The following is a 24,106-nucleotide window of genomic DNA, read 5'->3' as shown; positions in this document are numbered from 1 at the left end:
AAGCAGCCCCAAGCTCGGTGAATGCGGTTTCTCTGTGGAAACCGTCATGCCGAAGCGACGACTGCTACGCAGTCGAACGGGAGCAAGCTCCCTCGCCACAAAAAAGCGTTCGCTAGATCAATGTCTCGATACGCAGAGAGTTAGTCGATCCCGGCTGCCCAAAGGGCACACCGGCGGTGATCAATAAGGTGTCGCCACGCTGCGCCATACCTTGGGCCTGGGCGATCTCCAGCGCTGTGGAGCAGACTTCATCGACCTGGCGCAGGCGATCGTTGACCACCGAATGCACACCCCAGGCCACGCTCAGGCGACGGGCGGTCTGCAGGTTCGGCGTCAGGTTGAGGATCGGCACGGTCGGCCGCTCCCGCGCCGCACGTAGGCTCGACGCGCCGGACTCGCTGTAATTGACCAGCACCGCCACTGGCAGCACGTTGCTGATACGGCGAATGGCGCAGCTGATCGCGTCGGAAACGGTGGCCTCGGCTTTCGGTCGGCTGACGTCGAGTTGAGTCTGGTAGTCCGGACCGTTTTCCACCTGGCGGATGATCTTGCTCATCATCTGCACGGCTTCGAGCGGGTATTCGCCGGACGCGGTTTCCGCCGACAGCATCACCGCGTCCGCCCCTTCGGCCACGGCGTTGGCGACGTCTGTGACTTCGGCGCGGGTGGGCGCCGGCGAGAAGCGCATCGACTCCAACATCTGCGTGGCCACCACCACCGGTTTGCCGAGCTGGCGGCAGGTGCTGATGATGTTCTTCTGGATCTGCGGCACGCTTTCGGCCGGCACTTCCACGCCCAGGTCACCCCGGGCGACCATGATCGCATCGCTCAATTCGGCGATCTCGCGCAGTTGTTCGACAGCCGAAGGCTTCTCGATCTTGGCCATCAGGAAGGCCTTGTCGCCGATCAGGCTGCGGGCTTCGCGGATGTCGTCGGGACGTTGCACGAACGACAGCGCCACCCAGTCCACGCCCAGCTCCAGACCGAAGGTCAAGTCGCGGCGATCCTTGGCGGTCAGCGGGCTCAGGTCGAGCACCGCTTGCGGCACGTTCACGCCTTTGCGGTCCGACAGTTCACCGCCATTGATCACGGTGGTGTCGATGGCGTCGGCATACTTGGTCACGACCCGCAGGCGCAACTTGCCGTCGTCCAGCAGCAGGTCCATGCCCGGCTCGAGCGCGGCGATGATTTCCGGGTGGGGCAGGTTGACCCGGCGCTCATCGCCCGGCGTGGCGTCGAGGTCCAGGCGCAAGGCCTGGCCGCGTACCAGTTGCACCTTGCCTTCGGCGAACTTACCGACCCGCAGTTTCGGGCCTTGCAGGTCCATCAGGATGCCCAATGGATAATTCAGTTGGCGCTCGACTTCACGAATCCACTGGAAACGCTGGGCATGGTCGGCGTGATCGCCATGGCTGAAGTTCAGGCGGAAGATATTGACCCCGGCCAGCACCAGCTCACGGATGTCGTCGATGCCGTCGATGGCCGGGCCGAGCGTAGCGAGGATTTTGACCTTTTTGTCAGGCGTCATGTTTAGTGCTCTCAAGGATCAGAATGGCGCGGAAGTCGTTGACGTTGGTTCGGGTCGGCTCGGTGACGATCAGGGCGTCGAGCGCCTCGAAATAGCCATAGCCATTGTTGTTGTCCAACTCGTCGCTGGCGCTCAGGCCCTTTGCGGCGGCGCGGGCGTAGCTGTCCGGGGTCATGATTGCGCCGGCGTTGTCTTCCGAGCCGTCGATGCCGTCGGTGTCACCGGCCAGTGCGTAGACGCCGGGCAGGCCTTTGAGGCTGTCGGTCAGGCTCAGCAGGAACTCCGCGTTGCGCCCGCCGCGACCATTGCCGCGCACGGTGACGGTGGTTTCACCGCCCGAGAGAATCACGCAAGGCGCCGCCAGTGGCTGACCGTGCAGGACGATCTGGCGCGCGATGCCGGCGTGGACCTTCGCCACTTCGCGGGATTCGCCTTCGAGGTCGCCGAGGATCAGCGGGCTGAACCCGGCCTGACGGCATTTCACCGCTGCCGCTTCCAGGGATTGCTGAGGACGGGCGATCAATTGGAAATGACTGCGTGCCAGGCTCGGATCGCCGGGTTTGACGGTTTCCGACTCGGGGCTTTGCAGCCAGGTGCGCACCGAGGCCGGAACCTCGATGGCATAACGCTTGAGGATCGCCAGGGCTTCGGCCGAGGTGCTCGGGTCGGCCACGGTAGGGCCGGAGGCGATGACCGTGGCCAGATCGCCCGGTACATCGGAAATCGCATAGGTGTAGACAGTGGCCGGCCAACAGGCTTTGCCCAGGCGGCCGCCCTTGATCGCCGAGAGATGCTTGCGCACGCAGTTCATCTCGCCGATGGTCGCGCCCGACTTGAGCAGGGCTTTGTTGATCGACTGCTTGTCGGCCAGGGTGATACCTTCGGCCGGCAGCGCCAGCAGGGCAGAGCCGCCGCCGGAGAGCAGGAAGATCACGCGGTCGGATTCGTTGAGGTCGCTGACCAGTTCCAGCACACGCTTGGCCACAGCCAGGCCGGCGGCGTCCGGTACCGGATGCGCGGCTTCGACCACTTCGATTTTTTCGCAAGGGGCGCCGTGACCGTAACGGGTCACCACCAGGCCGGACACTTCGCCCTGCCAGCAACGCTCGACCACCTGGGCCATGGCGGCTGCGGCTTTGCCGGCGCCGATGACGATGACACGACCGCTGCGGTCGGCAGGCAGATGGGCTTCGAGGACTTGTTGCGGATGCGCCGCGTCGATGGCTGTGGCAAACAGCTCGCGCAGCAATTGTTGCGGATCGACCGACATGGCGGGCTCCCGGAATTCTTGTTATTTGAAGGGCAACTCGGATCCCTGTGGGAGCGAGCCCTGTGGCGAGGGGGCTTGCCCCCGTTTGAGTGCGTAGCACTCACAAGATCTTCGGTTCATCAGAGATTTTGGGGCTGCTTCGCAGCCCAACGGGGGCAAGCCCCCTCGCCACAGGCCCGCTCCCACATGGGGATGGGGCAGGACTTACTTCTTGTCGCGAATCGAGAAGTTCGCCATGTGTTCCAGACCCTTGATCAGCGCCGAGTGATCCCAGTTGCTGCCACCGATGGCCGCGCAGGTGCTGAACACTTGCTGGGTGTTGGCGGTGTTCGGCAGGTTGATGTTCAGCTCCTTGGCGCCTTGCAGGGCCAGGTTCAGGTCCTTCTGGTGCAGGCTGATGCGGAAGCCTGGATCGAAGGTGCCCTTGATCATGCGCTCGCCGTGCACTTCGAGGATCTTCGAGGACGCGAAACCGCCCATCAGCGCTTCACGCACCTTGGCTGGGTCGGCGCCGTTTTTCGAAGCGAACAGCAGGGCTTCGGCCACCGCCTGGATGTTCAGGGCCACGATGATCTGGTTGGCTACCTTGGCGGTTTGACCGTCGCCGTTGCCACCGACCAGAGTGATGTTCTTGCCCATGGCCTGGAACAGCGGCAGGGCGCGTTCGAAGGCGTCGGCATCGCCGCCGACCATGATGCTCAGGGTCGCCGCCTTGGCGCCGACTTCACCACCGGACACCGGGGCGTCGAGGTATTGCGCGCCTTTTTCGTTGATCTTCGCGGCGAAAGCCTTGGTGGCGGTCGGCGAGATCGAGCTCATGTCGATCACCACTTTGCCTTTGCCCACGCCAGCAGCGATACCGTCGGCACGGAACAGCACGTCGTCGACCTGCGGGGTATCCGGCACCATGACGATGATGAACTCGGCTTCCTGGGCGACTTCTTTCGGGTTCGCCAGAGCAACGGCGCCTGCGGCGACCAGGTCGGCAGGGGCGGCGTCGTGGTGCGCCGACAGGAACAGGCTGTGACCGGCTTTCTGCAGGTTCAACGCCATTGGGTGGCCCATGATGCCGGTGCCGATAAATCCGATTTTAGCCATGAGAAAATCCTCTTGTTTTGTCTTGCTCCCGGCTATGGGCCGATGAGCTTTTGTGGCGAGGGGGCTTGCCCCCGTTGGGTCGCGAAGCGGCCCCAAAATGGTTATCGCGATTCAGTAGAAGAAACCTGTGTAGCGCTTTTACGACTGCTTCGCAGCCGAACGGGGGCAAGCCCCCTCGCCACAAGGGCACATCTTCAATCTCAGATCGCGTTATGGGTTTTCAGCCAGCCCAGGCCTGCTTCGGTGGTGGTCAGCGGCTTGTATTCGCAGCCGACCCAGCCCTGGTAACCGATGCGGTCCAGGTGTTCGAACAGGAAGCGGTAGTTGATTTCACCGGTGCCTGGTTCGTTGCGCCCCGGGTTGTCCGCGAGCTGCACATGGTTGATCTCGCCCAGGTGCGATTGCAGGGTGCGGGCCAGGTCGCCTTCCATGATTTGCATGTGGTAGATGTCGTATTGCAGGAACAGGTTGGCACTGCCGACCTGCTCGCGAATCGACAGGGCTTGCGCCGTGTTGTTCAGATAGAAACCTGGAATGTCACGGGTGTTGATCGCTTCCATCACCAGCTTGATCCCTGCCGCTTGCAGCTTGTCGGCCGCGTACTTGAGGTTGGCGACGAAGGTTTTCTCCACGGTGGCATCGTCAAAGCCCTGCGGCCGGATACCGGCCAGGCAGTTGACCTGGGTGTTGCCCAGCACTTGCGCGTAGGCGATGGCCAGATCGACACCGGCACGGAACTCTTCAACCCGGTCCGGAAGGCACGCGATACCGCGCTCGCCCTTGGCCCAGTCGCCGGCCGGCAGATTGAACAGCACTTGGGTCAGACCGTTGGCGTCGAGCTTGGCCTTGATTTCGGCGGAGCTGAAGTCGTACGGGAACAGGTACTCGACACCACTGAAGCCGGCTTTGGCGGCCGCTTCGAAACGGGCAAGAAAGTCCTGTTCGGTGAACAGCATGGACAGGTTGGCTGCGAAACGCGGCATGGTGGTCTCCCGTATATGTATGAGGTCCCTTGTGGGAGCGGGCTTGCTCGCGAAGGCGGAGTGTCAGTCGACATCAAGGGTGAATGTCAGACCGCTTTCGCGAGCAAGCCCGCTCCCACAGGGGGAGCGGTCAGCAGTTAGTCCAGCAGCGAAATCGCAGTCGGTGCGTCGTCGCCGACCAGCGCCAGGTCTTCGAATTCGTTGACGGCGTTGATCTCCGTGCCCATGGAAATGTTGGTCACGCGCTCCAGGATGATCTCGACGATCACCGGAACCTTGAACTCCTCGATCAGTTCCTGAGCCTTGCGCAGGGCAGGCTGGATCTGAGCCGGTTCGAACACACGCAGTGCCTTGCAGCCCAGGCCTTCGGCCACCGCGACGTGGTCGACACCGTAGCCGTTGAGTTCCGGCGCGTTCAGGTTGTCGAAGGACAGCTGTACGCAGTAGTCCATGTCGAAACCGCGCTGCGCCTGGCGGATCAGGCCCAGGTACGAGTTGTTCACCACGACGTGGATGTACGGCAGCTTGAACTGCGCGCCCACCGCCAATTCCTCGATCATGAACTGGAAGTCATAGTCACCCGACAGGGCCACGACTTTACGGTTCGGATCAGCCTTGACCACGCCCAGCGCTGCCGGAATGGTCCAGCCCAGAGGGCCTGCCTGACCGCAGTTGATCCAGTGGCGCGGCTTGTAGACGTGCAGGAACTGCGCGCCGGCAATCTGCGACAGACCGATGGTGCTGACGTAGCAGGTGTCTTTGCCGAACACCTGGTTCATTTCTTCGTAAACGCGCTGCGGCTTGACCGGGACGTTGTCGAAGTGAGTCTTGCGCTGCAGGCTGGCTTTACGCTGCTGGCAGTCCTGCAACCAGGCGCTGCGGTTCTTGAGCTTGCCGGCGGCTTGCCATTCGCGAGCGACTTCGATGAACACGGTCAGCGCGGCAGCGGCGTCGGACACGATGCCCAGGTCCGGGGTGAACACGCGGCCGATCTGAGTGCCTTCGATGTCGACGTGGATGAACTTGCGGCCTTCGGTGTAGACGTCAACCGAACCGGTGTGACGGTTGGCCCAACGGTTACCGATGCCCAGTACCACGTCCGACTTGAGCATGGTCGCGTTGCCGTAGCGGTGCGAGGTCTGCAAGCCAACCATGCCCACCATCAGTGGGTGGTCGTCCGGGATGGTGCCCCAGCCCATCAAGGTCGGGACAACCGGAATACCGGTCAGCTCGGCGAACTCCACCAGCAGGTCGCTGGCGTCGGCGTTGATGATGCCGCCACCGGCCACCAGCAATGGACGCTCGGCCTGATCTAGCAAGGCCAGGGCCTTCTCGACCTGAACCCGGCTGGCGGTCGGCTTGGCCAGCGGCAGTGGCTGGTAAGCGTCGATGTCGAATTCGATTTCCGCCATTTGAACGTCGAACGGCAGGTCGATCAGCACCGGGCCTGGACGGCCGGAGCGCATTTCATAGAAGGCTTTCTGGAACGCGTAAGGCACCTGGCCCGGTTCCAGAACGGTGGTTGCCCACTTGGTGACTGGCTTGACGATGCTGGTGATGTCGACAGCCTGGAAGTCTTCCTTGTGCATACGGGCGCGGGGTGCCTGCCCTGTGATGCAGAGGATTGGAATCGAGTCGGCCGATGCGCTGTAGAGCCCGGTGACCATGTCGGTGCCGGCAGGGCCGGAAGTGCCGATGCACACGCCGATGTTGCCGGCCTTGGTGCGGGTGTAGCCCTCGGCCATGTGCGAGGCGCCTTCAACGTGGCGAGCGAGTACGTGATCGATGCCGCCGACCTTTTGCAGGGCGGAGTACAGCGGGTTGATGGCGGCACCCGGGATGCCAAAAGCGGTATCGACCCCTTCACGGCGCATCACCAGAACGGCGGCTTCGATTGCTCTCATTTTGCTCATGGTTTTGTGCCTCTTTACGTTTTGTAATTGTATACAAGTGGCTTTGCGCAGAGTGTATTCACGGCGGACGGCGCAGGTCAATCCATTTTCTCAAGCGCTTGTTTCATTCGTCGGAAGCCAGTTCTACTGTGGCTTTTCGTCGCATGTGGCGCCTTTCGAGAATTATTGTATACAAAAAAATAATTCATTGTGTTCTATTTGATGCATCGGGCTGCGGCACAAAAGCGCAGCCCCACGACTTTCCCTATAACAAAATGAGGACGGCACCATGAGCGCTTTAACCTTGAAAGTCGCAGTCAACCTGGTCAACGAGGCCATCAACGCAGGGCGTGCAATCTCTGCGGCACCCTTGACCATCGCGGTCCTGGATGCCGGTGGGCATCTGATCACCCTGCAACGCGAAGACGGCGCCAGCCTGCTGCGCCCGCACGTCGCCATCGGCAAGGCCTGGGGCGCCATTGCGCTGGGTAAGGGGTCACGCCTGCTGGCGCTGGACGCCCAGCAACGCCCGGCGTTTATCGCCGCGTTGAACAGCCTGGGGCAGGGCAGTGTCGTGCCGGCACCGGGTGGTGTGCTGGTGCGGGATCAGGATGGGAATGTGCTGGGGGCGGTGGGGATCAGCGGCGATCTGTCGGATGTTGACGAGCAGTGCGCGATCAATGCCATCGAGGCGTTGGGGTTGGTGGCGGATGCGGGGGTGGCGGCTTGATCTGTAGCGCCTGATCAATCGCCTTCGCGAGCAAGCCCGCTCCCACATTGGATTTTTTGCGTACACAAATTTTGTGAACGTCAGCGATCAAGTGTGGGAGCGGGCTTGCTCGCGAAGGCGATCTACCAGACACATCCAGCTAAAGCTCTACCCCCATTGGTCCGTAGCCGCTGAACTAGCCTTTTCATGACTTCAACATGAGAGAGGGCAAGGAATGCCTGAGCTGTCAGCATCACACCGCCTGCGCATTGGCCGCTACACCGAGCAAAACCGCATTTACCTACTGACTGCCAATACCCTGAAACGAGAGCCTGTTTTCAGGGATTACACCCTTGGCAGACTGGTTGTTCACCAGTTCCGGCAAGCACAGGATGACGGCTTTGCCGACACACTGGCATGGGTTGTCATGCCGGATCATTTCCATTGGTTGATTCAGTTGCAAAAGGGGACGCTGGCGCAATTGATGTGTCAGGCGAAATCCCTGAGCACTCGTGCAGTCAATTCGGCGCTCGGTAGAGCAGGTAGCCTTTGGCAGCAAGGCTTTCATGATCATGCGCTGCGAAAAGAGGAAGACCTGGTGAAGCTGGCTCGATATGTCGTGGCTAACCCATTGCGGGCAGGGCTGGTCGGGAAGCTGGGTGACTATCCGTTGTGGGATGCGATCTGGGTTTGATCCAACACCGGGTTGCCGCCATTCGCGAGCAAGCCCGCTCCCACATTGGATCTATGGTGTTGCAAATCCCCTGTGGGAGCGGGCTTGCTCGCGAAGGCCGCGACTCGGTCACCGCTCCGGCTCACACCCCTTGAGCACCAACCGGATAATCGTCTGCGCTGCCGCTTCGTAATCTTCCTCATCCAGCCTGGCCTTGCCGGTGATGGCGGTGATCTGCCAGTCGAAGTCGGCGTAGGTCTGGGTGGCGGCCCAGATGCTGAACATAAGGTGGTTGGGGTCGATGGGGGCGATTTGTCCGCGGTCGATCCAGGTCTGGATGCACTCGATGTTGTGTTTGGCCTGGCCATTGAGCTGTTCGACCAGGTCGGTGCTCAGGTGGGGCGCGCCGTGCATGATTTCGCTGGCGAACACCTTGGAGGCGAAAGGCAGGTCGCGGGAGATGCGGATTTTCGAGCGAATGTAGCCGCTGAGCACTTCGCCGGGTTCGCCGTCCGGATTGAACGGTGTCGAAGCCTGCAGGATCGGCTCGATGATGCTTTCCAGGACCTCGCGGTAGAGGTTTTCCTTGGATTTGAAGTAGTAGTAGACGTTGGGCTTGGGCAATCCCGCCTTGGCTGCGATGTCGCTGGTTTTGGTCGCAGCGAAGCCTTTGTCGGCGAACTCCTCACTGGCGGCACGCAGGATCAATTGTTTGTTGCGCTCGCGGATAGTGCTCATAAACCCGGTGATTCCTTGCCTGTTCTGGCGGTTGCGCATGGTATCACCGGCCTCGCGCGGCGCTCAAGAATGCACCGCAGCCGGTGATGCCGCGCTATGCTGCTGCGCATTCATTGCAGAAGGAAACCCGATTCATGGCAGGAAGCAGTTTGCTGGTACTGATCGACGACATCGCGGCCGTGCTGGATGACGTCTCACTGATGACCCAAATGGCCGCCAAGAAAACGGCCGGCGTACTCGGTGACGACCTGGCTCTCAATGCCCAGCAAGTCAGCGGCGTGCGGGCCGAGCGGGAAATCCCGGTGGTCTGGGCGGTCGCCAAGGGGTCGTTCATCAATAAACTGATCCTGGTGCCGTCGGCATTGGCGATCAGTGCGTTCATTCCGTGGCTGGTCACACCGCTGTTGATGGTCGGCGGCGCCTATCTGTGCTTCGAAGGCTTTGAAAAACTCGCCCACAAGTTCCTGCACAGCAAGGCTGAAGACGCCGTCGAGCATGCGCAGCTGGTCGAGGCGGTGGCCGATCCTGCCACTGACCTGGTGGCGTTCGAGAAAGACAAGATCAAAGGCGCGATCCGCACCGACTTCATTCTTTCGGCGGAAATCATCGCCATCACCCTCGGCACCGTGGCCGGTGCTCCGTTGACCCAGCAGATCATCGTGCTTTCAGGCATTGCCATTGTCATGACGGTCGGTGTGTACGGACTGGTGGCGGGTATCGTCAAGCTCGACGACCTTGGACTGTGGTTGACCCAAAAAACCGGGCAGATGGCGAAAAGCATCGGCGGCGGGATTCTGCGTGCGGCACCCTACATGATGAAGAGCCTGTCGGTGATCGGCACGGCGGCGATGTTCCTGGTGGGCGGCGGGATCCTTACGCACGGTGTGCCGGTGGTGCATCACTGGATCGAAAGTGTCGGTGCGGCGGCGGGTGGCGGCGGATTTATCGTGCCGGTGTTGCTCAATGGCGTGGCGGGGATTGTGGCGGGGGCGGTGGTGTTGGCGGGGGTGATGGTTATCAGCAAGATCTTCAAGGCGATTAGAAGCTGAGGTCGTGCGCTCTTTAAATGTGGGAGCGAGCCTGCTCGCGAAGAGGCCGCAGCATTTAACATTAATGTTGACTGATGCACCCTCTTTCGCGAACAGGCTCGCACGCAGTTGAGTTGTAGTGTTTGAAATAGTGCGCATAAAAAAGGCCATGCGATCTGAATCGAATGTTGTTGCCAATGGTCCTCGGCGATGCGCGATTTACGCTTCATCATGAGTCGAACAAATCATATTTTTAAATGAATCAGGACCGTTGGTCTTAACTGGTATTTCTGACAGTGGGTGACTTGCAGGGAGAGAGAATATGATGATCAAACGTAGCTTTGATCGTTAAATTAGGCTCTTCGGAAGGTAATCGTTATGTCGACGACTAAATTGCAATCTTTACCTGAAATTCCTCTTCCTGATGCGGGTGCTTTCGCTATCAGTCCCAGTGGTGAGTTCGCTGTTGTCTGCCAGACCAGCTCGGGGAAAATCTCAATTATTGACACCCGTTCGGGTGAAATATTGAAGACTATCTTTTTTCCCAGGCAACCCACCGGAGTGGAGTTCAGTCGCAATGGCATGTTTCTCTATGTCGTTATTGATCGCCACGCTATCGTGGAATTTTTTACTTCCGACTGGAGTGAAAGCAAGCGTATTAGTTGGACTGAAATATGGACGAAAATAGTAGCTGGTAATGATGGCGGTCATGTATACGCTGTCTCGCCCAGGGGCATCGATGAACTTGACGTGGCCCGGCTTGAGATTGTCAGGAGTTTCCCGTATCCGGAGCTCATGAACAGTTCCGCATTAAAATCAGGCAATCTTCTTTGTCTGGTTACGCTTGAAAAATTTATCGTTTTTGATGTTCAGAGTTGGGGCAAGAAACGTGAACAAACGATTGAAGGCGGCCATTTCGTAGAGATTGATCCGGGAAGAGGACGTGCATTTGTGGGGCTAAACAGGAAGAAAATAGTAGAGATACTCAATCTCGAAAGTGGTGATTCTCTTGGCTCAATCCCCGGAGATGACTTTGTTCAAGGCGTTGCATTGACTCCGTCAGGTTCAATGGCGTTTGTCATTTCGCATGTTGGCGCAAATATGGCTGTATATGACGTGGATGGTGAGGTCAAAAAAATCGAAGACGTTTCGATTGGTGGGGATCCAAGGCATGTAGTTGTTGCACGCGATGGTGCTCGCGTTTATGTTACCAACGGAATTGCTTTAAAGGTATTTGAAGTGTCTTGAGTATAGTGTTGCATGTGAAATAAAAAGGCCATTCGATTCACATCGAATGGCCTTTTTTGTTGCCGATGAGTTACTCGGCGATCTGCAACTTGCGCGCTTCGGTATACACGTAACGCACTTTCTCGTACTCGAACGGTGAGTTCAGCTGGCCATAACGGAAGCTGGTCTGGTTGCGCTTGTCGATGCCACGCAGGATCCAGACTTCCGGATGGTTGGAGCTGACTTCGGCCACGTTGAGGAAGTTGATCGCATTCTCGGCCGTGTAATCCACCAGCAGGCCGCCGGTATCACGCAGGTTCGACGGACCGAGGATCGGCAGGACGAAGTAAGCGCCTCCCGGAACACCATAGAAGCCCAGGGTCTGGCCGAAGTCTTCGCTTTGGCGTGGCAGGCCCATGGCGGTGGCCGGATCCCACAGGCCGGCGATGCCGATGGTGGTGTTGAGCAGCAGTCGCCCGGTGGTTTCCAGTGAGCGCTGGCCCTTGAGTTGCAGCAGGCTGTTCAACAGGTTCGGCACATCGCCGAGGTTGTTGAAGAAGTTGCTGACGCCGGTGCGCAGGAAGCTCGGGGTGACGTAGCGGTAACCATTGACCACTGGCAGGAATACCCATTGGTCAAAGCGGTAGTTGAAGTGATAGACGCGCCGGTTCCACTCTTCCAGCGGATCGTAGACGGCCAGTGCGCTGAGCGTCGAACGCTCGAATTCGCGCTGGTCCAGGCCCGGGTTGAACTTGAGTTTGCTCAACGGTTCCTTGAAGCCGTCACTGTCGACGACCACGGGAGCGTTGGCCTTGCTGTTGTCGGCTTGCGCGACGCCTGCACAGAGTAACGCTGCGAAAAGCAGGAGGTATTTAGCCACGGAAGAACTCCAGCATGGCGTCGCTGTTGACGCGGTAGTTAATGTTGCCGCAGTGGCCCCCGTGCGGGTAAACGGTCAGGCGATCACCGAAGGTCTTGCGCAGGAAGCCCAGGTCGCCAGGTCCGAGGATCACGTCGTCGGCGTTGTGCATGACGGCGATTTTCGGGCTTTCGTGCAGATAGTCCTTCAGCGCGTACAGGCTCACTTGGTCAATCAATTGCAGCAGGCTGCCGCCGTCAGTTCGGGCGCGCCACATCGGGATCACTTGTTCGGTGATGTAGCAGTCGAAGTCGCATTGCAGCGCGCGCTTGAGGAATGGCGTGAGGCTGGTGCCTTCGGTGATCGGGAACTTGGGCGGGGTGATCAGGCCGCGACGGTTGATCAGGTCCGAGGTAAAGGCAATGTCGGCCGCCGAGAAGCGGAACGAGGTGCCGATCAACATGGCCATCTGTTCGTTGGTCAGGTGCTGCTTGGACTGCTGGAAGTCGTAGAGCAGGGCATCGTTGAGGTCGATGTAGCCCTTCTGCTGGAAGTAGCGGGTCAGTTTGTTCAGCACCAGTTCATAGAACGTGGTGCTGTTGTTGATGCCCTTGACCTCAGTCTGGACCAGCTTGTCGAGGTTGGTGATCGAGGTGTAGAGGTTGACTGGCGGGTTGAGCAGCAGGACTTTCTTGAAGTTGAAGCTGCGGCGGGTTTCGTCCAGGTGCGCGACGAAAGCGGCATCCAGTGCCCCCAGGCTATACCCGGTCAGGTAGTAATCGGTGACGGGCACTTTCGGGTTCTGTGCCCGCACGGCCTGCATCACCCGGTACAGATCTTCGGCATCTTCCTTGGAAACGCCCGGCGTGGCGAAGCGCGAGGCGGCGCTCATGAAGTCATAGCTGGTGGGCGATGACAACTGCACCACGTGGTAGCCGGCTTTGTAATAGAGCTTCTTCAGGTATTCGTTCAGGCTGCTGTCATAGCGCGCACCGGTGCCGGCGATCAGGAAAATCAGCGGCGCGGCGTGATCCTGCGTGGCAATGCGGTAGTCGAGTTTCTTGACCGCCCAGAAATTGTCCGGCAATTCGAACGCCCGTTCCGGACGCAAGGTGACGCTGCGTACGGTCTGATCGATGTCATCGTCCAGGGGGAGCTCCGGACGCAGGTCCGGCGGCGTGGTCGCAATGGTCGCCTCGAACGGGTTGGTCAGGGGGTAGCCATAACTGGCGGCGTCAACGTCGACCGCCAGTGCGGACGCACTCAATATAAGGCCGCCAAACAGGGCGGCGAAGCGCAAGGAGCGGAGCATGACTAAATCCCTTAGAAGAAGGTGTCAAATGAAATTCGCAGGCTATGACCACCGGATACGCGCCAAAGTGCCAACCCTCGGCACCAAACAGGCCTGATTTCGAAGTTATAGTAGCTGGACGATACACTTTGCAGCGATTGAATGCCCAGTTAACAGTTGTTATAGCTTGCGAAACATTCAAGGGAGATTAAGCTGGCCGCCGTTTTTCGCCAATTGGAGTGTTTCATGTCTCGCCGCCTGCCCGTGATCCTGCTGCTTGTTTTGCTGCCTGTATGGCTGGCCGCCAGTTATGGCGCGCGTTATGGCTTCATGGAGGATGCGCAGTGGGTCGGCATTTGCGTGGATGAGGCAAGCCGTTGGGAATGCCAGGCGCGTTCGAACCTGGGCCTGATGATTCACTTCGGGGTTCTGGGCTGGGGCGCCTTGGCTGCTGCCGTGATCGGCTTTGTGTTGTCCGGACGTACGGGGTGGTGGCTGGCAGTGCTGGCGCTTGTGCTCGGTTTTCCGGCGTTGGCCTTGTACAACACGACGTTGGCGGTGTTTGCGGTGGTGATTGCCGGGTTGCGGCTGGTTCGGGGCGGCTGATAAAAAGATCGCAGCCTGCGGCAGCTCCTACACAGGAATTCGTGTTTCCCTGTAGGAGCTGCCGCAGGCTGCGATCTTTTGATCTAACCCTTGCGAACCCGCAAACAACGCCACAACGCAACCACCATCAACACACTCACCAGCGCCCAGCCCCAGGCCTGCTGGTTCAGTAAACCTTCACGAAGCAGTTGCGGTGCGATGCCGGCGCCAATGATGAAGGTCAGCAGGGCGATTTCCCGGCGCGGCGCGCTCACCGGGCGACACAGGTAGACCAGCGCCGGTACGATGAACGCCACGCTCGGGAAGCTGCGATAACGCGGGTCGAATACCAGTTCCAGCATCATCACTGCCGCCGCGAAACCTGCCGTTGCAACGAGCCAGCCAGCACGGCGCTCCAGTAAATCGAAAGCCCGTCCGCGCCACCCGACACGCGGACTCAGCGTCAGTGCTGCATGGGCCAGCACCAGCAGATTCAGTACGGTCAGCAACCCGACCCACAGCCATTCACTGGTGAAGCGGGTGGTGACGCGTGCCAGGTCGCCCCAGGCGCCAATGGAGCAAGCGGCCAATGCGCCGAGCAGTGGCAGCATCAGCGCCGCGCGCGTCGTGCGAACCCGGCCGCCAAGCAGCAGGGTGCCGATAAAGATCAGGCCGCCCACCGCCAGCCATTGCGACCAGTACGGGACGTTTGTCACTGGCCCGGCCAGCACGCCCTTGTCCCGGCGATCGGCATCGAACAGTCCCCAGTAGCCGCCGACCGCGCCTTCACTGGCGCGCTTCCATGGCTGGTCGAAGGCTTCGATCAGGTTGTAATGCCAGCCTTGCTGCTCGGCCATGGCGACAAAACCACGAATGAATTTGGCTTCATTGACCCGGCTCGGCAGGGCGGTTTCGCGCTGGCGGCCTTCGCTGGGCCAGCCGGTTTCGCCGATCAGTATGTCCTTGGGCGCGAATTTGTTGCCGAACACCTGACGCACTTCCGCCACATGTTGCAGGGCGGCGTCGATGTTCGATGGATCGTCCTCCCAGTACGGCAGCAAATGGATGGTCAGGAAGTCCACGGCAGGGGCAATTTCAGGGTGCTTGAGCCAGAACTCCCAGACGTCGGCATAGGTGACGGGCTGTTTGACCTGGCTTTTGACCTTGTTGATCAGCCTCGCCAATTGCGCACCGGTGACTTCCTTGCGCAGCAGGGTTTCGTTGCCTACGATCACTGCGCTGACCACATCCGGGTTGGCGTTGGCCGAAGCGATCAGCAGGTCGACTTCTTTTTCCGTGTCCACCGGGTTGCTGTTGACCCAGGCGCCGATCATCAACTTCAAACCGTGCTTGCGTGCAAGGTCCGGCAGGGCTTCAAGGCCGGTCATGGAATAGGTGCGGATGCATTCGAAGCTTTTTGACAGCAGTGCGAGGTCGGCATCCATACGTTCGGGGCGCAAGTTGAATGGCACGTCGAACGGCGATTGGTCCTTGTCGAACGGCGTATAGGACGCGCATTGCAGCTTGTGCGTGGCGCTGGCCGCGTCCGGCAGGATCACCGGTTTGCCGAGGCCGTACCAGAAGCCGCCAAGGGCAAACAGCCCGAGCAGGCAAGCGAATAGATAAGCAGCAAAGGGGAAGCGGGATGTCGCGGACATGGTCAGGCCGTGTGGGAGCAAAGCGGCGCATGTTACCTGCATTTACCGCGCGCTTGGTGGCCTGCATGATTTTGACATGCAAAGTTCGGGCGGTTTGGCAGGTACGTTTGCCGTGGTCAGGATTAATGGCTTTCTGATGTCGTTTCTCGATGCCTTGAGGTCGCTGGCAGAGCAGGTCGCGATGAGCGTCAGGTTGATTATCGAGGCGTCAGTACTCCGCTGATGTCGGGACGAGTTTGCTGTGAGGCGTGATGGGGGCGCTGTGCACCATAACAATACGTTTAAGCGACTCGGCATCCGTCGAGCGCAGCACTTTCGGGGAAGTAACGATGAAGATGCGACGACTCTTGGGCGCAGGTGCCGCTTTGGTGCTGGCGATCAGCTCTACCGTGGCCAGTGCCGCCGGGAAGGAAGTGACTATCGGTTACGTCGATGGCTGGTCGGACAGCGTTGCCACGACCAACGTGGCCGCCGAAGTGATCAGGCAGAAACTCGGTTATGACGTGAAGCTGCAAGCCGTTGCCACCGGGATCATGTGGCAGGGCGTGGCGACCGGTAAACTTGACGCCATGCTGTCGGCCTGGCTACCGGTGACCCACGGCGAATACTGGACGAAGAACAAGGATCAGGTCGTCGATTACGGCCCGAACTTCAAGGACGCAAAAATCGGATTGATCGTGCCGGAGTACGTCAAAGCCAAGTCGATCGAGGACCTGAAAACCGACGACACCTTCAAGAATCGCATCGTCGGCATCGACGCCGGTTCAGGCGTGATGCTCAAGACCGACCAGGCCATCAAGGACTACGACCTGACCGGTTATCAACTCAAGGCCAGTTCCGGCGCCGGCATGATTGCCGAGCTGACCCGTGCCGAGAAGAAAAACGAATCCATCGCCGTCACCGGCTGGGTACCGCACTGGATGTTCGCCAAGTGGAAACTGCGCTTCCTCGAAGATCCGAAAGGCGTGTATGGCGCGGCAGAAACCGTGAACAACATCGGCAGCAAAGGGCTTGAGGCCAAGGCGCCGGAAGTGGCCAAGTTCCTGAAGAACTTCCAGTGGGAATCCAAGGATGAAATCGGCCAGGTGATGCTGGCGATTCAGGACGGTGCCAAACCTGAAGCCGCAGCGAAGGACTGGGTCGCCAAACATCCTGAGCGCGTGGCTGACTGGACCAAGTAACAGGCACCTCGCTTTAAATTGTGGGAGCGGGCTTGCTCGCGAAAGCGGTCTGACAGTCAACTTTGATAGTGACTGATACGACCTCTTCGCGAGCAAGCCCGCTCCCACATTGATTTATGGTGTGCTGATAATTGGCGAATCTGTCATGTGGTTCTAAGACTAAGGTCGTCTGGAACCTGCCCCGCAGCCGCATAGAGTGGATACCGTTCCACTTCAATCTGTGCTGCGAGGATAAAAACAATGAACGACAGCATTTACCTCTCGATTCAAAACAGCCCGCGTTTCAAGGAGCTGGTCAGCAAGAGGGAGCGATTCGCCTGGATTCTTTCGGCGATCATGCTAGGGCTTTACTCCGGATTCATTCTTCTGATTGCCTATGGGCCGCAGGTGCTGGGGGCAAAAATCAACCCTGAGTCCTCGATTACCTGGGGCATACCGATTGGTGTCGGGCTGATTGTCTCGGCCTTCGTCCTGACCGGCATCTACGTACGCCGTGCCAATGGCGAGTTTGACGACCTGAACAATGCGATTCTCAAGGAGGCTCAGCAATGATCCGGCGTCTACTGGCTCTATTGAGCATCGCAGCTTTTGCACCGGGCGCCTGGGCGGCTGACGCCCTGACCGGTGCCGTGCAGAAGCAACCGCTTAACGTCTCCGCGATCCTGATGTTCGTGGTATTCGTAGGGGCAACCCTGTGCATCACTTACTGGGCCTCCAAGCGTAACAAGTCGGCTGCCGACTACTACGCGGCGGGCGGCAAGATCACCGGTTTCCAGAACGGTCTGGCGATTGCCGGTGACTACATGTCGGCGGCGTCTTTCCTGGGGATTTCCGCGCTGGTGTTCGCTTCAGGCTACGACGGGCTGATCTATTCGATCGGCTTCCTGGTGGGCTGGCCGATCATCCTGTTCCTGATCGCCGAGCGCCTGCGTAACCTGGGCAAGTACACCTTTGCCGACGTGGCGTCCTACCGCCTGGGGCAAACCCAGATCCGTACGCTGTCTGCCTGCGGTTCGCTGGTGGTGGTGGCGTTCTACCTGATCGCCCAGATGGTCGGTGCGGGCAAGCTGATCCAGTTGCTGTTCGGCCTCGACTACCACGTCGCGGTGATTCTGGTGGGCGTGCTGATGTGCCTTTATGTGTTGTTCGGCGGCATGCTGGCGACTACCTGGGTGCAAATCATCAAGGCCGTTCTGCTGCTGTCCGGCGCTTCTTTCATGGCGCTGATGGTAATGAAACACGTCAACTTCGACTTCAACATGCTGTTTTCCGAGGCGATCAAGGTTCACCCTAAAGGTGAGGCGATCATGAGCCCGGGCGGTCTGGTGAAAGATCCGGTCTCGGCGTTCTCCCTCGGCCTGGCACTGATGTTCGGTACTGCGGGTCTGCCGCACATCCTGATGCGCTTCTTCACCGTGAGTGATGCAAAGGAAGCTCGCAAGAGTGTGCTGTACGCAACCGGTTTCATTGGCTACTTCTACATCCTGACCTTCATCATCGGTTTCGGCGCGATCCTGCTGGTCAGCACCAACCCGGCCTTCAAAGACGCGGCCGGCGCGTTGCTCGGCGGTAACAACATGGCGGCGGTGCACCTGGCCAATGCGGTCGGTGGCAGTATCTTCCTGGGCTTCATCTCGGCCGTGGCGTTCGCGACCATTCTGGCGGTAGTGGCCGGCCTGACCCTGGCGGGTGCTTCGGCGGTGTCCCACGACCTGTATGCCAGCGTGATCAAGAAGGGCAAGGCCAACGAGAAGGATGAGATTCGTATCTCGAAGATCACCACCATTGCCTTGGCTGTGTTGGCCATCGTTCTGGGCATTCTGTTCGAAAGCCAGAACATCGCGTTCATGGTGGGCCTGGCGTTCTCCATCGCGGCGAGCTGTAACTTCCCGGTGCTGCTGCTTTCCATGTACTGGAAAAAGCTGACAACTCGCGGTGCGATGATCGGCGGCTGGATGGGCCTGATCAGTGCAGTAGGTCTGATGATCCTAGGCCCGACCATCTGGGTGCAGATCCTGCATCACGAGAAGGCTATCTTCCCGTATGAGTACCCGGCGTTGTTCTCTATGATGATTGCCTTTGTCGGGATCTGGTTCTTCTCGGTCACTGACAAGTCGACTGCGGCTGACAATGAGCGGGCGCTGTTCTTCCCGCAGTTTGTTCGTTCGCAGACTGGCCTTGGGGCGAGCGGGGCGGTATCGCACTAAGTCTTGATGCTTTGATATAGCTGGCGATGTTTTATGAAGTGCTCCGGTCGAAAGATCGGGGCACTTTTTTAGTGTGCGTTAATCGAACTGAATTTTGCGGATGTACCGATTTGCTGTGGGCGAGCTTGCTTGCGATGGCGGTCTGTCAGCCGACCTGTCTTTTGCTGATCGTGTACATATCCATTCCTGCGGTAACGGCGGCTTATGGTTTCGCCCTTACGGCGACTCCCTTTTTTACAAGCGCCTAAAAAAGGAAGCAAAAAACGCTCGCCCCGAACGTACGGCCCCTCGCTGAGGCTCGGGGTTCCTTCGCTGCGGTATTCATCCGGGGGCATTGCCCTCCGGTCGGCTTCGCTTCGACCTACATGCAATGAGTTCGACTGCGTCGAACGGCGCTGCGCGCCCATCCCCGGATGAACACCTCCACTCAGCCTTCCGAGGGGGCGGGTGGATCAAGATCAAGAGCGGCAGGCGAGCTAACGCTCGGCCTGTAGGAGCTGCCGCAGGCTGCGATCTTTTGATCTTGATCTTCCGCCTCTTCGACATTGTCAAAAACCAGAATCAAAAGATCGCAGCCTGCGGCAGCTCCTACACGGAAACACGCACGCATCAGAATCAGGCCGGCCGGTAGGCCGCCTCGGACGCTGTTGCGGTGTACGCCCCCTCGTGAGGCCGAGCGCAGGTTCTGCGCAGTGGGCAACCCGGCATGGATGCCGGGTTAGCCGCCCCCGGCCATGGATGGCCGATGGCGGCGGGCCCACGGAGCAGGACCGGAGCGAGGGCATGCCGAGCCACGGCGAGGCACCGAATGTAAGGGGCAAAAGCGCTTGGTTACTTGGCGCTTTTCCAAGTGACCCGCCGTAAGGGCGGAACCAATAGCGGCCGTAACCGCAGAAACGGATATGTACACCATCAAAAAGCCGCACAAACAAAAACGGCCTCCTGCTCTTTATATAAAAAGCAGAGGCCGTTCCCGGTACAACTCAACTCGCTACAGCAAGACAGCGCTTACTTGCGGTCTTCCAGCTTGGTGATGTCACGCGACTCGTAGCCGGTGTACAGCTGGCGCGGACGGCCGATCTTGTACGGGCTGGAGAGCATTTCCTTCCAGTGGGAGATCCAGCCGACGGTCCGTGCCAGGGCGAAGATCACGGTGAACATGCTGGTTGGAATGCCGATCGCCTTGAGGATGATCCCCGAGTAGAAGTCGACGTTCGGGTACAGCGAGCGTTCGATGAAGTATGGGTCGGTCAGGGCGATCTCTTCCAGGCGCATGGCCAGTTCGAGTTGCGGATCGTTCTGGATGCCCAGTTCCTTCAACACTTCATCGCAGGTCTGCTTCATGACGGTGGCGCGTGGGTCGCGGTTTTTGTAAACGCGGTGACCGAAGCCCATCAGTTTGAACGGATCGTTCTTGTCCTTGGCCTTGGCGATGAACTTGTCGATGTTCGAAACATCGCCGATTTCATCGAGCATGGTCAGTACGGCTTCGTTTGCACCGCCGTGGGCAGGGCCCCACAGTGCAGCGATGCCGGCAGCGATACAGGCGAACGGGTTGGCGCCCGAGGAGCCCGCCAGGCGCACGGTGGACGTCGAGGCGTTCTGCTCGTGGTCGGCATGGAGGATGAAGATCCGGTCCATGGCCTTGGCGAGTACCGGGCTGATCGGTTTGATCTCGCACGGGGTGTTGAACATCATGTGCAGGAAGTTTTCCGCGTACGACAGGTCGTTGCGCGGGTACATCATGGGTTGGCCCATGGAGTACTTGTAAACCATCGCTGCCAGGGTCGGCATCTTGGCAACCAGACGGATCGCGGAGATTTCGCGATGCTGCGGGTTATTGATGTCCAGGGAGTCGTGGTAGAAGGCCGAGAGGGCGCCGACTACGCCGCACATGACGGCCATCGGGTGGGCGTCGCGACGGAAGCCGTTGAAGAAGGTCTTCAACTGCTCGTGAACCATGGTGTGGTTCTTCACGGTGCTGACGAACTGGGCCTTCTGTTCTGCGGTCGGCAGTTCGCCGTTGAGCAGCAGATAGCAGGTTTCCAGGTAGTCCGACTTTTCAGCCAGCTGTTCGATCGGGTAGCCGCGGTGCAGCAGGATGCCGTTGTCGCCGTCGATATAGGTGATCTTCGACTCGCACGAAGCGGTCGACATGAAGCCTGGGTCAAAGGTGAAACGGCCCGTGGCCGTCAGGCCCCGAACATCGATAACATCGGGACCAACGGTGCCGGTTAAAATGGGCAGCTCGACGGGGGCTGCGCCCTCGATGATCAACTGCGCTTTTTTGTCAGCCATGTGGCCTCCTATTTATGCTTGAAATCATCAGACAGACCCCCCACGCAGGGCCCGCACCACTATAGTGAGATAAATTCGAATGTCAATTTGCCTAAAGTCTTGCTCCAGAAGGCTTTAACCGGACTTTTTTCTCGAAATTGGCTGCCATTTACGCCTTTTATGTCCGTTGCGCAATCAGCTGTTTGGGTTAGGTCTTTGCGTTGTCATTAGTAGCCTAACTGTCTATACTCGGCCACCGACCGCCAGGGGCTTTTGGGCCTGCTTTATTGGGGGTCGCATCCCTGGGTGGTGGTTACCTGACCAGTGCACTCCCCAACAACTTTGCCCTGATTGTTAGGGGCTCTTCAGTGTGAAAAAAAAGCCGTGAAAAGCCAACGACCTGTAAACCTAGACCTAAGGACCATCAAACTCCCCATCACCGGCGTTACGTCGTTTCTTCACCGTGTTTCCGGCATCATCCTCTTCCTGGGCCTCGGCTTCATGCTTTATGCATTGGGCAAATCCCTGGGTTCCGAGGAAGGTTTTGCCGAGGTGAAGGCATGCTTGACCAGCCCGCTGGCCAAGTTCGTAGCATGGGGCCTCCTGTCCGCTCTTCTGTATCACCTGGTAGCCGGTGTGCGCCACTTGATCATGGATATGGGCATCGGTGAGACGCTGGAAGGCGGCCGCCTGGGCTCGAAAATTATCATCGCCGTTTCCGTGGTGTTGATCGTTCTGGCAGGAGTTTGGATATGGTAACCAGCGTTACGAACCTTTCGCGTTCCGGTCTTTATGACTGGATGGCGCAACGTGTGTCTGCGGTCGTTCTCGCGGCTTATTTCATCTTCCTGATCGGATACCTCGCAGCGAACCCGGGCATTGGCTACGACCAATGGCACGGCCTGTTCGCCCACAACGGGATGCGTATCTTCAGTCTGCTGGCCCTCGTTGCCCTGGGTGCTCACGCCTGGGTCGGCATGTGGACCATCGCGACCGACTACCTGACGCCAATGGCGCTGGGCAAGTCCGCGACTGCAGTACGTTTCCTTTTCCAGGCGGTATGCGGCGTTGCGATGTTCGCTTACTTCGTCTGGGGTGTGCAGATTCTCTGGGGTATCTGATTCATGGCTAACATTCCAACGATTTCTTTCGACGCCATCATTATTGGTGGTGGCGGTGCCGGCATGCGCGCAGCGCTGCAACTGGCGCAAGGTGGTCACAAGACTGCCGTGATCACCAAGGTGTTCCCGACCCGTTCGCATACTGTATCCGCCCAGGGCGGCATCACCTGCGCGATCGCGTCTGCTGACCCGAACGATGACTGGCGCTGGCACATGTACGATACCGTCAAGGGTTCCGACTACATCGGTGACCAGGACGCTATCGAATACATGTGTCAGGAAGGCCCGGCCGCCGTTTTCGAGCTGGACCACATGGGTCTGCCGTTCTCGCGTACCGAACAAGGCCGTATCTATCAGCGTCCGTTCGGTGGCCAGTCCAAGGACTACGGCAAGGGCGGCCAGGCTGCGCGTACTTGCGCTGCCTCCGACCGTACCGGTCACGCACTGTTGCACACCCTCTATCAGGGCAACCTGAAAGCCGGTACCACGTTCCTGAACGAGTACTACGCTGTCGATCTGGTGAAGAACGGCGAAGGCGAGTTCGTCGGTGTGATCGCGATTTGCATCGAAACCGGTGAAACCACCTACATCCGCGCGAAAGCCACCGTGCTGGCGACCGGCGGTGCAGGCCGTATCTACGCGTCGACCACCAACGCCCTGATCAACACCGGTGACGGCGTTGGCATGGCGCTGCGTGCCGGCGTACCGGTACAAGACATTGAAATGTGGCAGTTCCACCCGACCGGTATCGCCGGCGCCGGTGTACTGGTTACAGAAGGCTGCCGTGGTGAAGGTGGATACCTGATCAACAAGCACGGCGAGCGTTTCATGGAGCGTTATGCTCCGAACGCCAAGGACCTTGCCGGTCGTGACGTTGTTGCCCGTTCGATGGTTAAAGAGATCATCGCCGGCAACGGTTGCGGTCCGAATGGCGACCACGTGATGCTTAAACTCGACCACCTGGGCGAGGAAGTGCTGCACAGCCGTCTGCCAGGCATCTGCGAACTGTCGAAGACTTTCGCACACGTTGACCCGGTGGTTGCTCCGGTTCCGGTTGTTCCGACCTGCCACTACATGATGGGCGGCGTTGCCACCAACATTCATGGTCAGGCGATCACCCAGAACGCCGAAGGCGTCGACCAGATCATCCCGGGTCTGTTCGCTGTGGGTGAAGTGGCTTGCGTATCGGTTCACGGTGCCAACCGTCTGGGCGGCAACTCGCTGCTCGACCTGGTGGTATTCGGCCGTGCTGCCGGCCTGCACCTGGAAAAGGCGCTGACCGATGGTATCGAATACGACGACGCTACCGAAGCCGACATCGAAGCTGCCCTGTCGCGCCTGAACGCACTGAACAACCGTACTGATGGCGAAGACGTGGCTACCCTGCGTCGCGAGCTGCAAAGCTGCATGCAGAACTACTTCGGTGTATTCCGTACCGGCGAATACATGCAGAAAGGTATCGCTCAGCTGGCTGAGCTGCGTACCCGCATTGCCAACGTGAAGATCAACGACAAGTCGCAGGCGTTCAACACTGCCCGTATCGAAGCGCTGGAACTGCAAAACCTGCTGGAAGTGGCCGAAGCTACCGCCATCGCTGCCGAAGTACGTAAAGAGTCCCGCGGCGCACACGCCCGTGAAGACTTCGAAGACCGTGACGACGAAAACTGGCTGTGCCACACCCTGTACTTCCCGGGTGACAAGCGCGTCACCAAGCGTGCCGTGAACTTCTCGCCGAAGACTGTTCCGACTTTCGAACCTAAAGTCCGGACTTATTAAGGGTG

Annotated in this window: 21 protein-coding genes; 11 read left to right on the top strand and 10 right to left on the bottom strand. The window is 59.2% G+C overall.

Annotation, left to right across the window (positions count from 1 at the left end; genetic code table 11):
- Positions 1–112: 112 nt before the first annotated feature.
- The 5 genes from pyk to gcl all read right to left on the bottom strand — a co-directional run bounded on the left by pyk (position 113) and on the right by gcl (position 6,792).
- Positions 113–1,528, bottom strand: a complete 1,416-nt coding sequence (gene pyk / locus KW846_RS05810; protein WP_218481587.1) for a pyruvate kinase — start codon at positions 1,526–1,528, stop codon at positions 113–115.
- Positions 1,518–2,798 (bottom strand): glycerate kinase, encoded by a 1,281-nt coding sequence (locus tag KW846_RS05805; RefSeq protein ID WP_007971416.1) that lies wholly within the window; start codon positions 2,796–2,798, stop codon positions 1,518–1,520. The genes pyk and KW846_RS05805 overlap by 11 nt, the downstream gene beginning before the upstream one ends.
- A gap of 204 nt (positions 2,799–3,002) precedes the next feature.
- Positions 3,003–3,896 carry a 2-hydroxy-3-oxopropionate reductase gene (locus KW846_RS05800; RefSeq protein WP_095963879.1) on the bottom strand — a complete coding sequence of 298 codons (894 nt, stop codon included), beginning with the start codon at positions 3,894–3,896 and terminating at the stop codon, positions 3,003–3,005.
- Between the two features lie 200 nt (positions 3,897–4,096).
- A complete protein-coding gene (gene hyi / locus KW846_RS05795) occupies positions 4,097–4,879 on the bottom strand; it encodes a hydroxypyruvate isomerase (protein ID WP_007971414.1) in 783 nt (260 codons plus the stop codon).
- Positions 4,880–5,016: 137 nt separating this feature from the next.
- Positions 5,017–6,792 (bottom strand): glyoxylate carboligase, encoded by a 1,776-nt coding sequence (gene gcl, locus KW846_RS05790; RefSeq protein WP_007971413.1) that lies wholly within the window; start codon positions 6,790–6,792, stop codon positions 5,017–5,019.
- Between the two features lie 268 nt (positions 6,793–7,060).
- Here gcl and KW846_RS05785 point away from each other — a divergent pair, with 268 nt between their 5' ends.
- Together KW846_RS05785 and KW846_RS05780 are read left to right on the top strand one after the other, a co-directional pair.
- On the top strand, positions 7,061–7,501 hold the full coding sequence (locus KW846_RS05785; protein ID WP_218475308.1) for a heme-binding protein: 441 nt from the start codon (positions 7,061–7,063) through the stop codon (positions 7,499–7,501).
- Positions 7,502–7,715: 214 nt separating this feature from the next.
- The gene (locus KW846_RS05780) at positions 7,716–8,174 is read left to right on the top strand and encodes a transposase (RefSeq protein WP_218481586.1); all 459 of its coding nucleotides are present in this window, start codon (positions 7,716–7,718) and stop codon (positions 8,172–8,174) included.
- Between the two features lie 108 nt (positions 8,175–8,282).
- Here the strand turns inward: KW846_RS05780 and KW846_RS05775 are convergent, their stop codons facing one another.
- Positions 8,283–8,891: a TetR/AcrR family transcriptional regulator gene (locus KW846_RS05775; protein WP_108231338.1), complete on the bottom strand. Its 609-nt coding sequence runs from the start codon at positions 8,889–8,891 to the stop codon at positions 8,283–8,285.
- Positions 8,892–9,025: 134 nt separating this feature from the next.
- Between KW846_RS05775 and KW846_RS05770 the strand changes: the two genes are divergently transcribed.
- Positions 9,026–9,940 (top strand): DUF808 domain-containing protein, encoded by a 915-nt coding sequence (locus tag KW846_RS05770; RefSeq protein ID WP_218481585.1) that lies wholly within the window; start codon positions 9,026–9,028, stop codon positions 9,938–9,940.
- 357 nt (positions 9,941–10,297) lie between these two features.
- On the top strand, positions 10,298–11,167 hold the full coding sequence (locus tag KW846_RS05765) for a YncE family protein (protein ID WP_218481584.1): 870 nt from the start codon (positions 10,298–10,300) through the stop codon (positions 11,165–11,167).
- 70 nt (positions 11,168–11,237) lie between these two features.
- Here KW846_RS05765 and KW846_RS05760 read toward each other — a convergent pair whose 3' ends face one another.
- Together KW846_RS05760 and KW846_RS05755 are read right to left on the bottom strand one after the other, a co-directional pair.
- Entirely contained in the window at positions 11,238–12,026 is a 789-nt protein-coding gene (locus KW846_RS05760; RefSeq protein ID WP_218481583.1) for a VacJ family lipoprotein, read from the bottom strand.
- Positions 12,019–13,317, bottom strand: coding sequence for a serine/threonine protein kinase (locus tag KW846_RS05755; protein ID WP_218481582.1), 1,299 nt, complete (start codon positions 13,315–13,317; stop codon positions 12,019–12,021). Before KW846_RS05755 ends, KW846_RS05760 begins: the two co-directional genes overlap by 8 nt.
- A gap of 225 nt (positions 13,318–13,542) precedes the next feature.
- Between KW846_RS05755 and KW846_RS05750 the strand changes: the two genes are divergently transcribed.
- Positions 13,543–13,902, top strand: a complete 360-nt coding sequence (locus tag KW846_RS05750; RefSeq protein WP_218481581.1) for a hypothetical protein — start codon at positions 13,543–13,545, stop codon at positions 13,900–13,902.
- 83 nt (positions 13,903–13,985) lie between these two features.
- Here KW846_RS05750 and KW846_RS05745 read toward each other — a convergent pair whose 3' ends face one another.
- Positions 13,986–15,581 (bottom strand): beta (1-6) glucans synthase, encoded by a 1,596-nt coding sequence (locus tag KW846_RS05745; RefSeq protein ID WP_218481580.1) that lies wholly within the window; start codon positions 15,579–15,581, stop codon positions 13,986–13,988.
- Positions 15,582–15,868: 287 nt separating this feature from the next.
- Here KW846_RS05745 and KW846_RS05740 point away from each other — a divergent pair, with 287 nt between their 5' ends.
- The 3 genes from KW846_RS05740 to KW846_RS05730 all read left to right on the top strand — a co-directional run bounded on the left by KW846_RS05740 (position 15,869) and on the right by KW846_RS05730 (position 18,927).
- Positions 15,869–16,720 carry a glycine betaine ABC transporter substrate-binding protein gene (locus KW846_RS05740; RefSeq protein ID WP_033047503.1) on the top strand — a complete coding sequence of 284 codons (852 nt, stop codon included), beginning with the start codon at positions 15,869–15,871 and terminating at the stop codon, positions 16,718–16,720.
- Positions 16,721–16,960: 240 nt separating this feature from the next.
- Positions 16,961–17,272, top strand: a complete 312-nt coding sequence (locus KW846_RS05735; RefSeq protein ID WP_007971395.1) for a DUF485 domain-containing protein — start codon at positions 16,961–16,963, stop codon at positions 17,270–17,272.
- A complete protein-coding gene (locus KW846_RS05730; protein ID WP_007971393.1) occupies positions 17,269–18,927 on the top strand; it encodes a cation acetate symporter in 1,659 nt (552 codons plus the stop codon). The genes KW846_RS05735 and KW846_RS05730 overlap by 4 nt, the downstream gene beginning before the upstream one ends.
- A 1,008-nt stretch (positions 18,928–19,935) precedes the next feature.
- Here KW846_RS05730 and gltA read toward each other — a convergent pair.
- Positions 19,936–21,225 carry a citrate synthase gene (gene gltA / locus KW846_RS05725; protein ID WP_007977501.1) on the bottom strand — a complete coding sequence of 430 codons (1,290 nt, stop codon included), beginning with the start codon at positions 21,223–21,225 and terminating at the stop codon, positions 19,936–19,938.
- Positions 21,226–21,588: 363 nt separating this feature from the next.
- Between gltA and sdhC the strand changes: the two genes are divergently transcribed.
- The 3 genes from sdhC to sdhA are packed head-to-tail and all read left to right on the top strand — an operon-like array spanning position 21,589 to position 24,101.
- Positions 21,589–21,963, top strand: a complete 375-nt coding sequence (sdhC, locus tag KW846_RS05720; RefSeq protein ID WP_015096190.1) for a succinate dehydrogenase, cytochrome b556 subunit — start codon at positions 21,589–21,591, stop codon at positions 21,961–21,963.
- Positions 21,957–22,325, top strand: coding sequence for a succinate dehydrogenase, hydrophobic membrane anchor protein (gene sdhD / locus KW846_RS05715; RefSeq protein ID WP_007977503.1), 369 nt, complete (start codon positions 21,957–21,959; stop codon positions 22,323–22,325). The genes sdhC and sdhD overlap by 7 nt, the downstream gene beginning before the upstream one ends.
- 3 nt (positions 22,326–22,328) lie before the next feature.
- Positions 22,329–24,101, top strand: coding sequence for a succinate dehydrogenase flavoprotein subunit (gene sdhA, locus KW846_RS05710; protein ID WP_007977510.1), 1,773 nt, complete (start codon positions 22,329–22,331; stop codon positions 24,099–24,101).
- Positions 24,102–24,106 lie beyond the last annotated feature (5 nt).

Source organism: Pseudomonas sp. PDM32 (genome assembly GCF_019219225.1).
GTDB lineage: Bacteria > Pseudomonadota > Gammaproteobacteria > Pseudomonadales > Pseudomonadaceae > Aquipseudomonas > Aquipseudomonas laurylsulfatiphila.
Note: the sequence above shows the minus strand (reverse complement) of the source record. Positions and strands in the feature narration are given on the sequence as shown.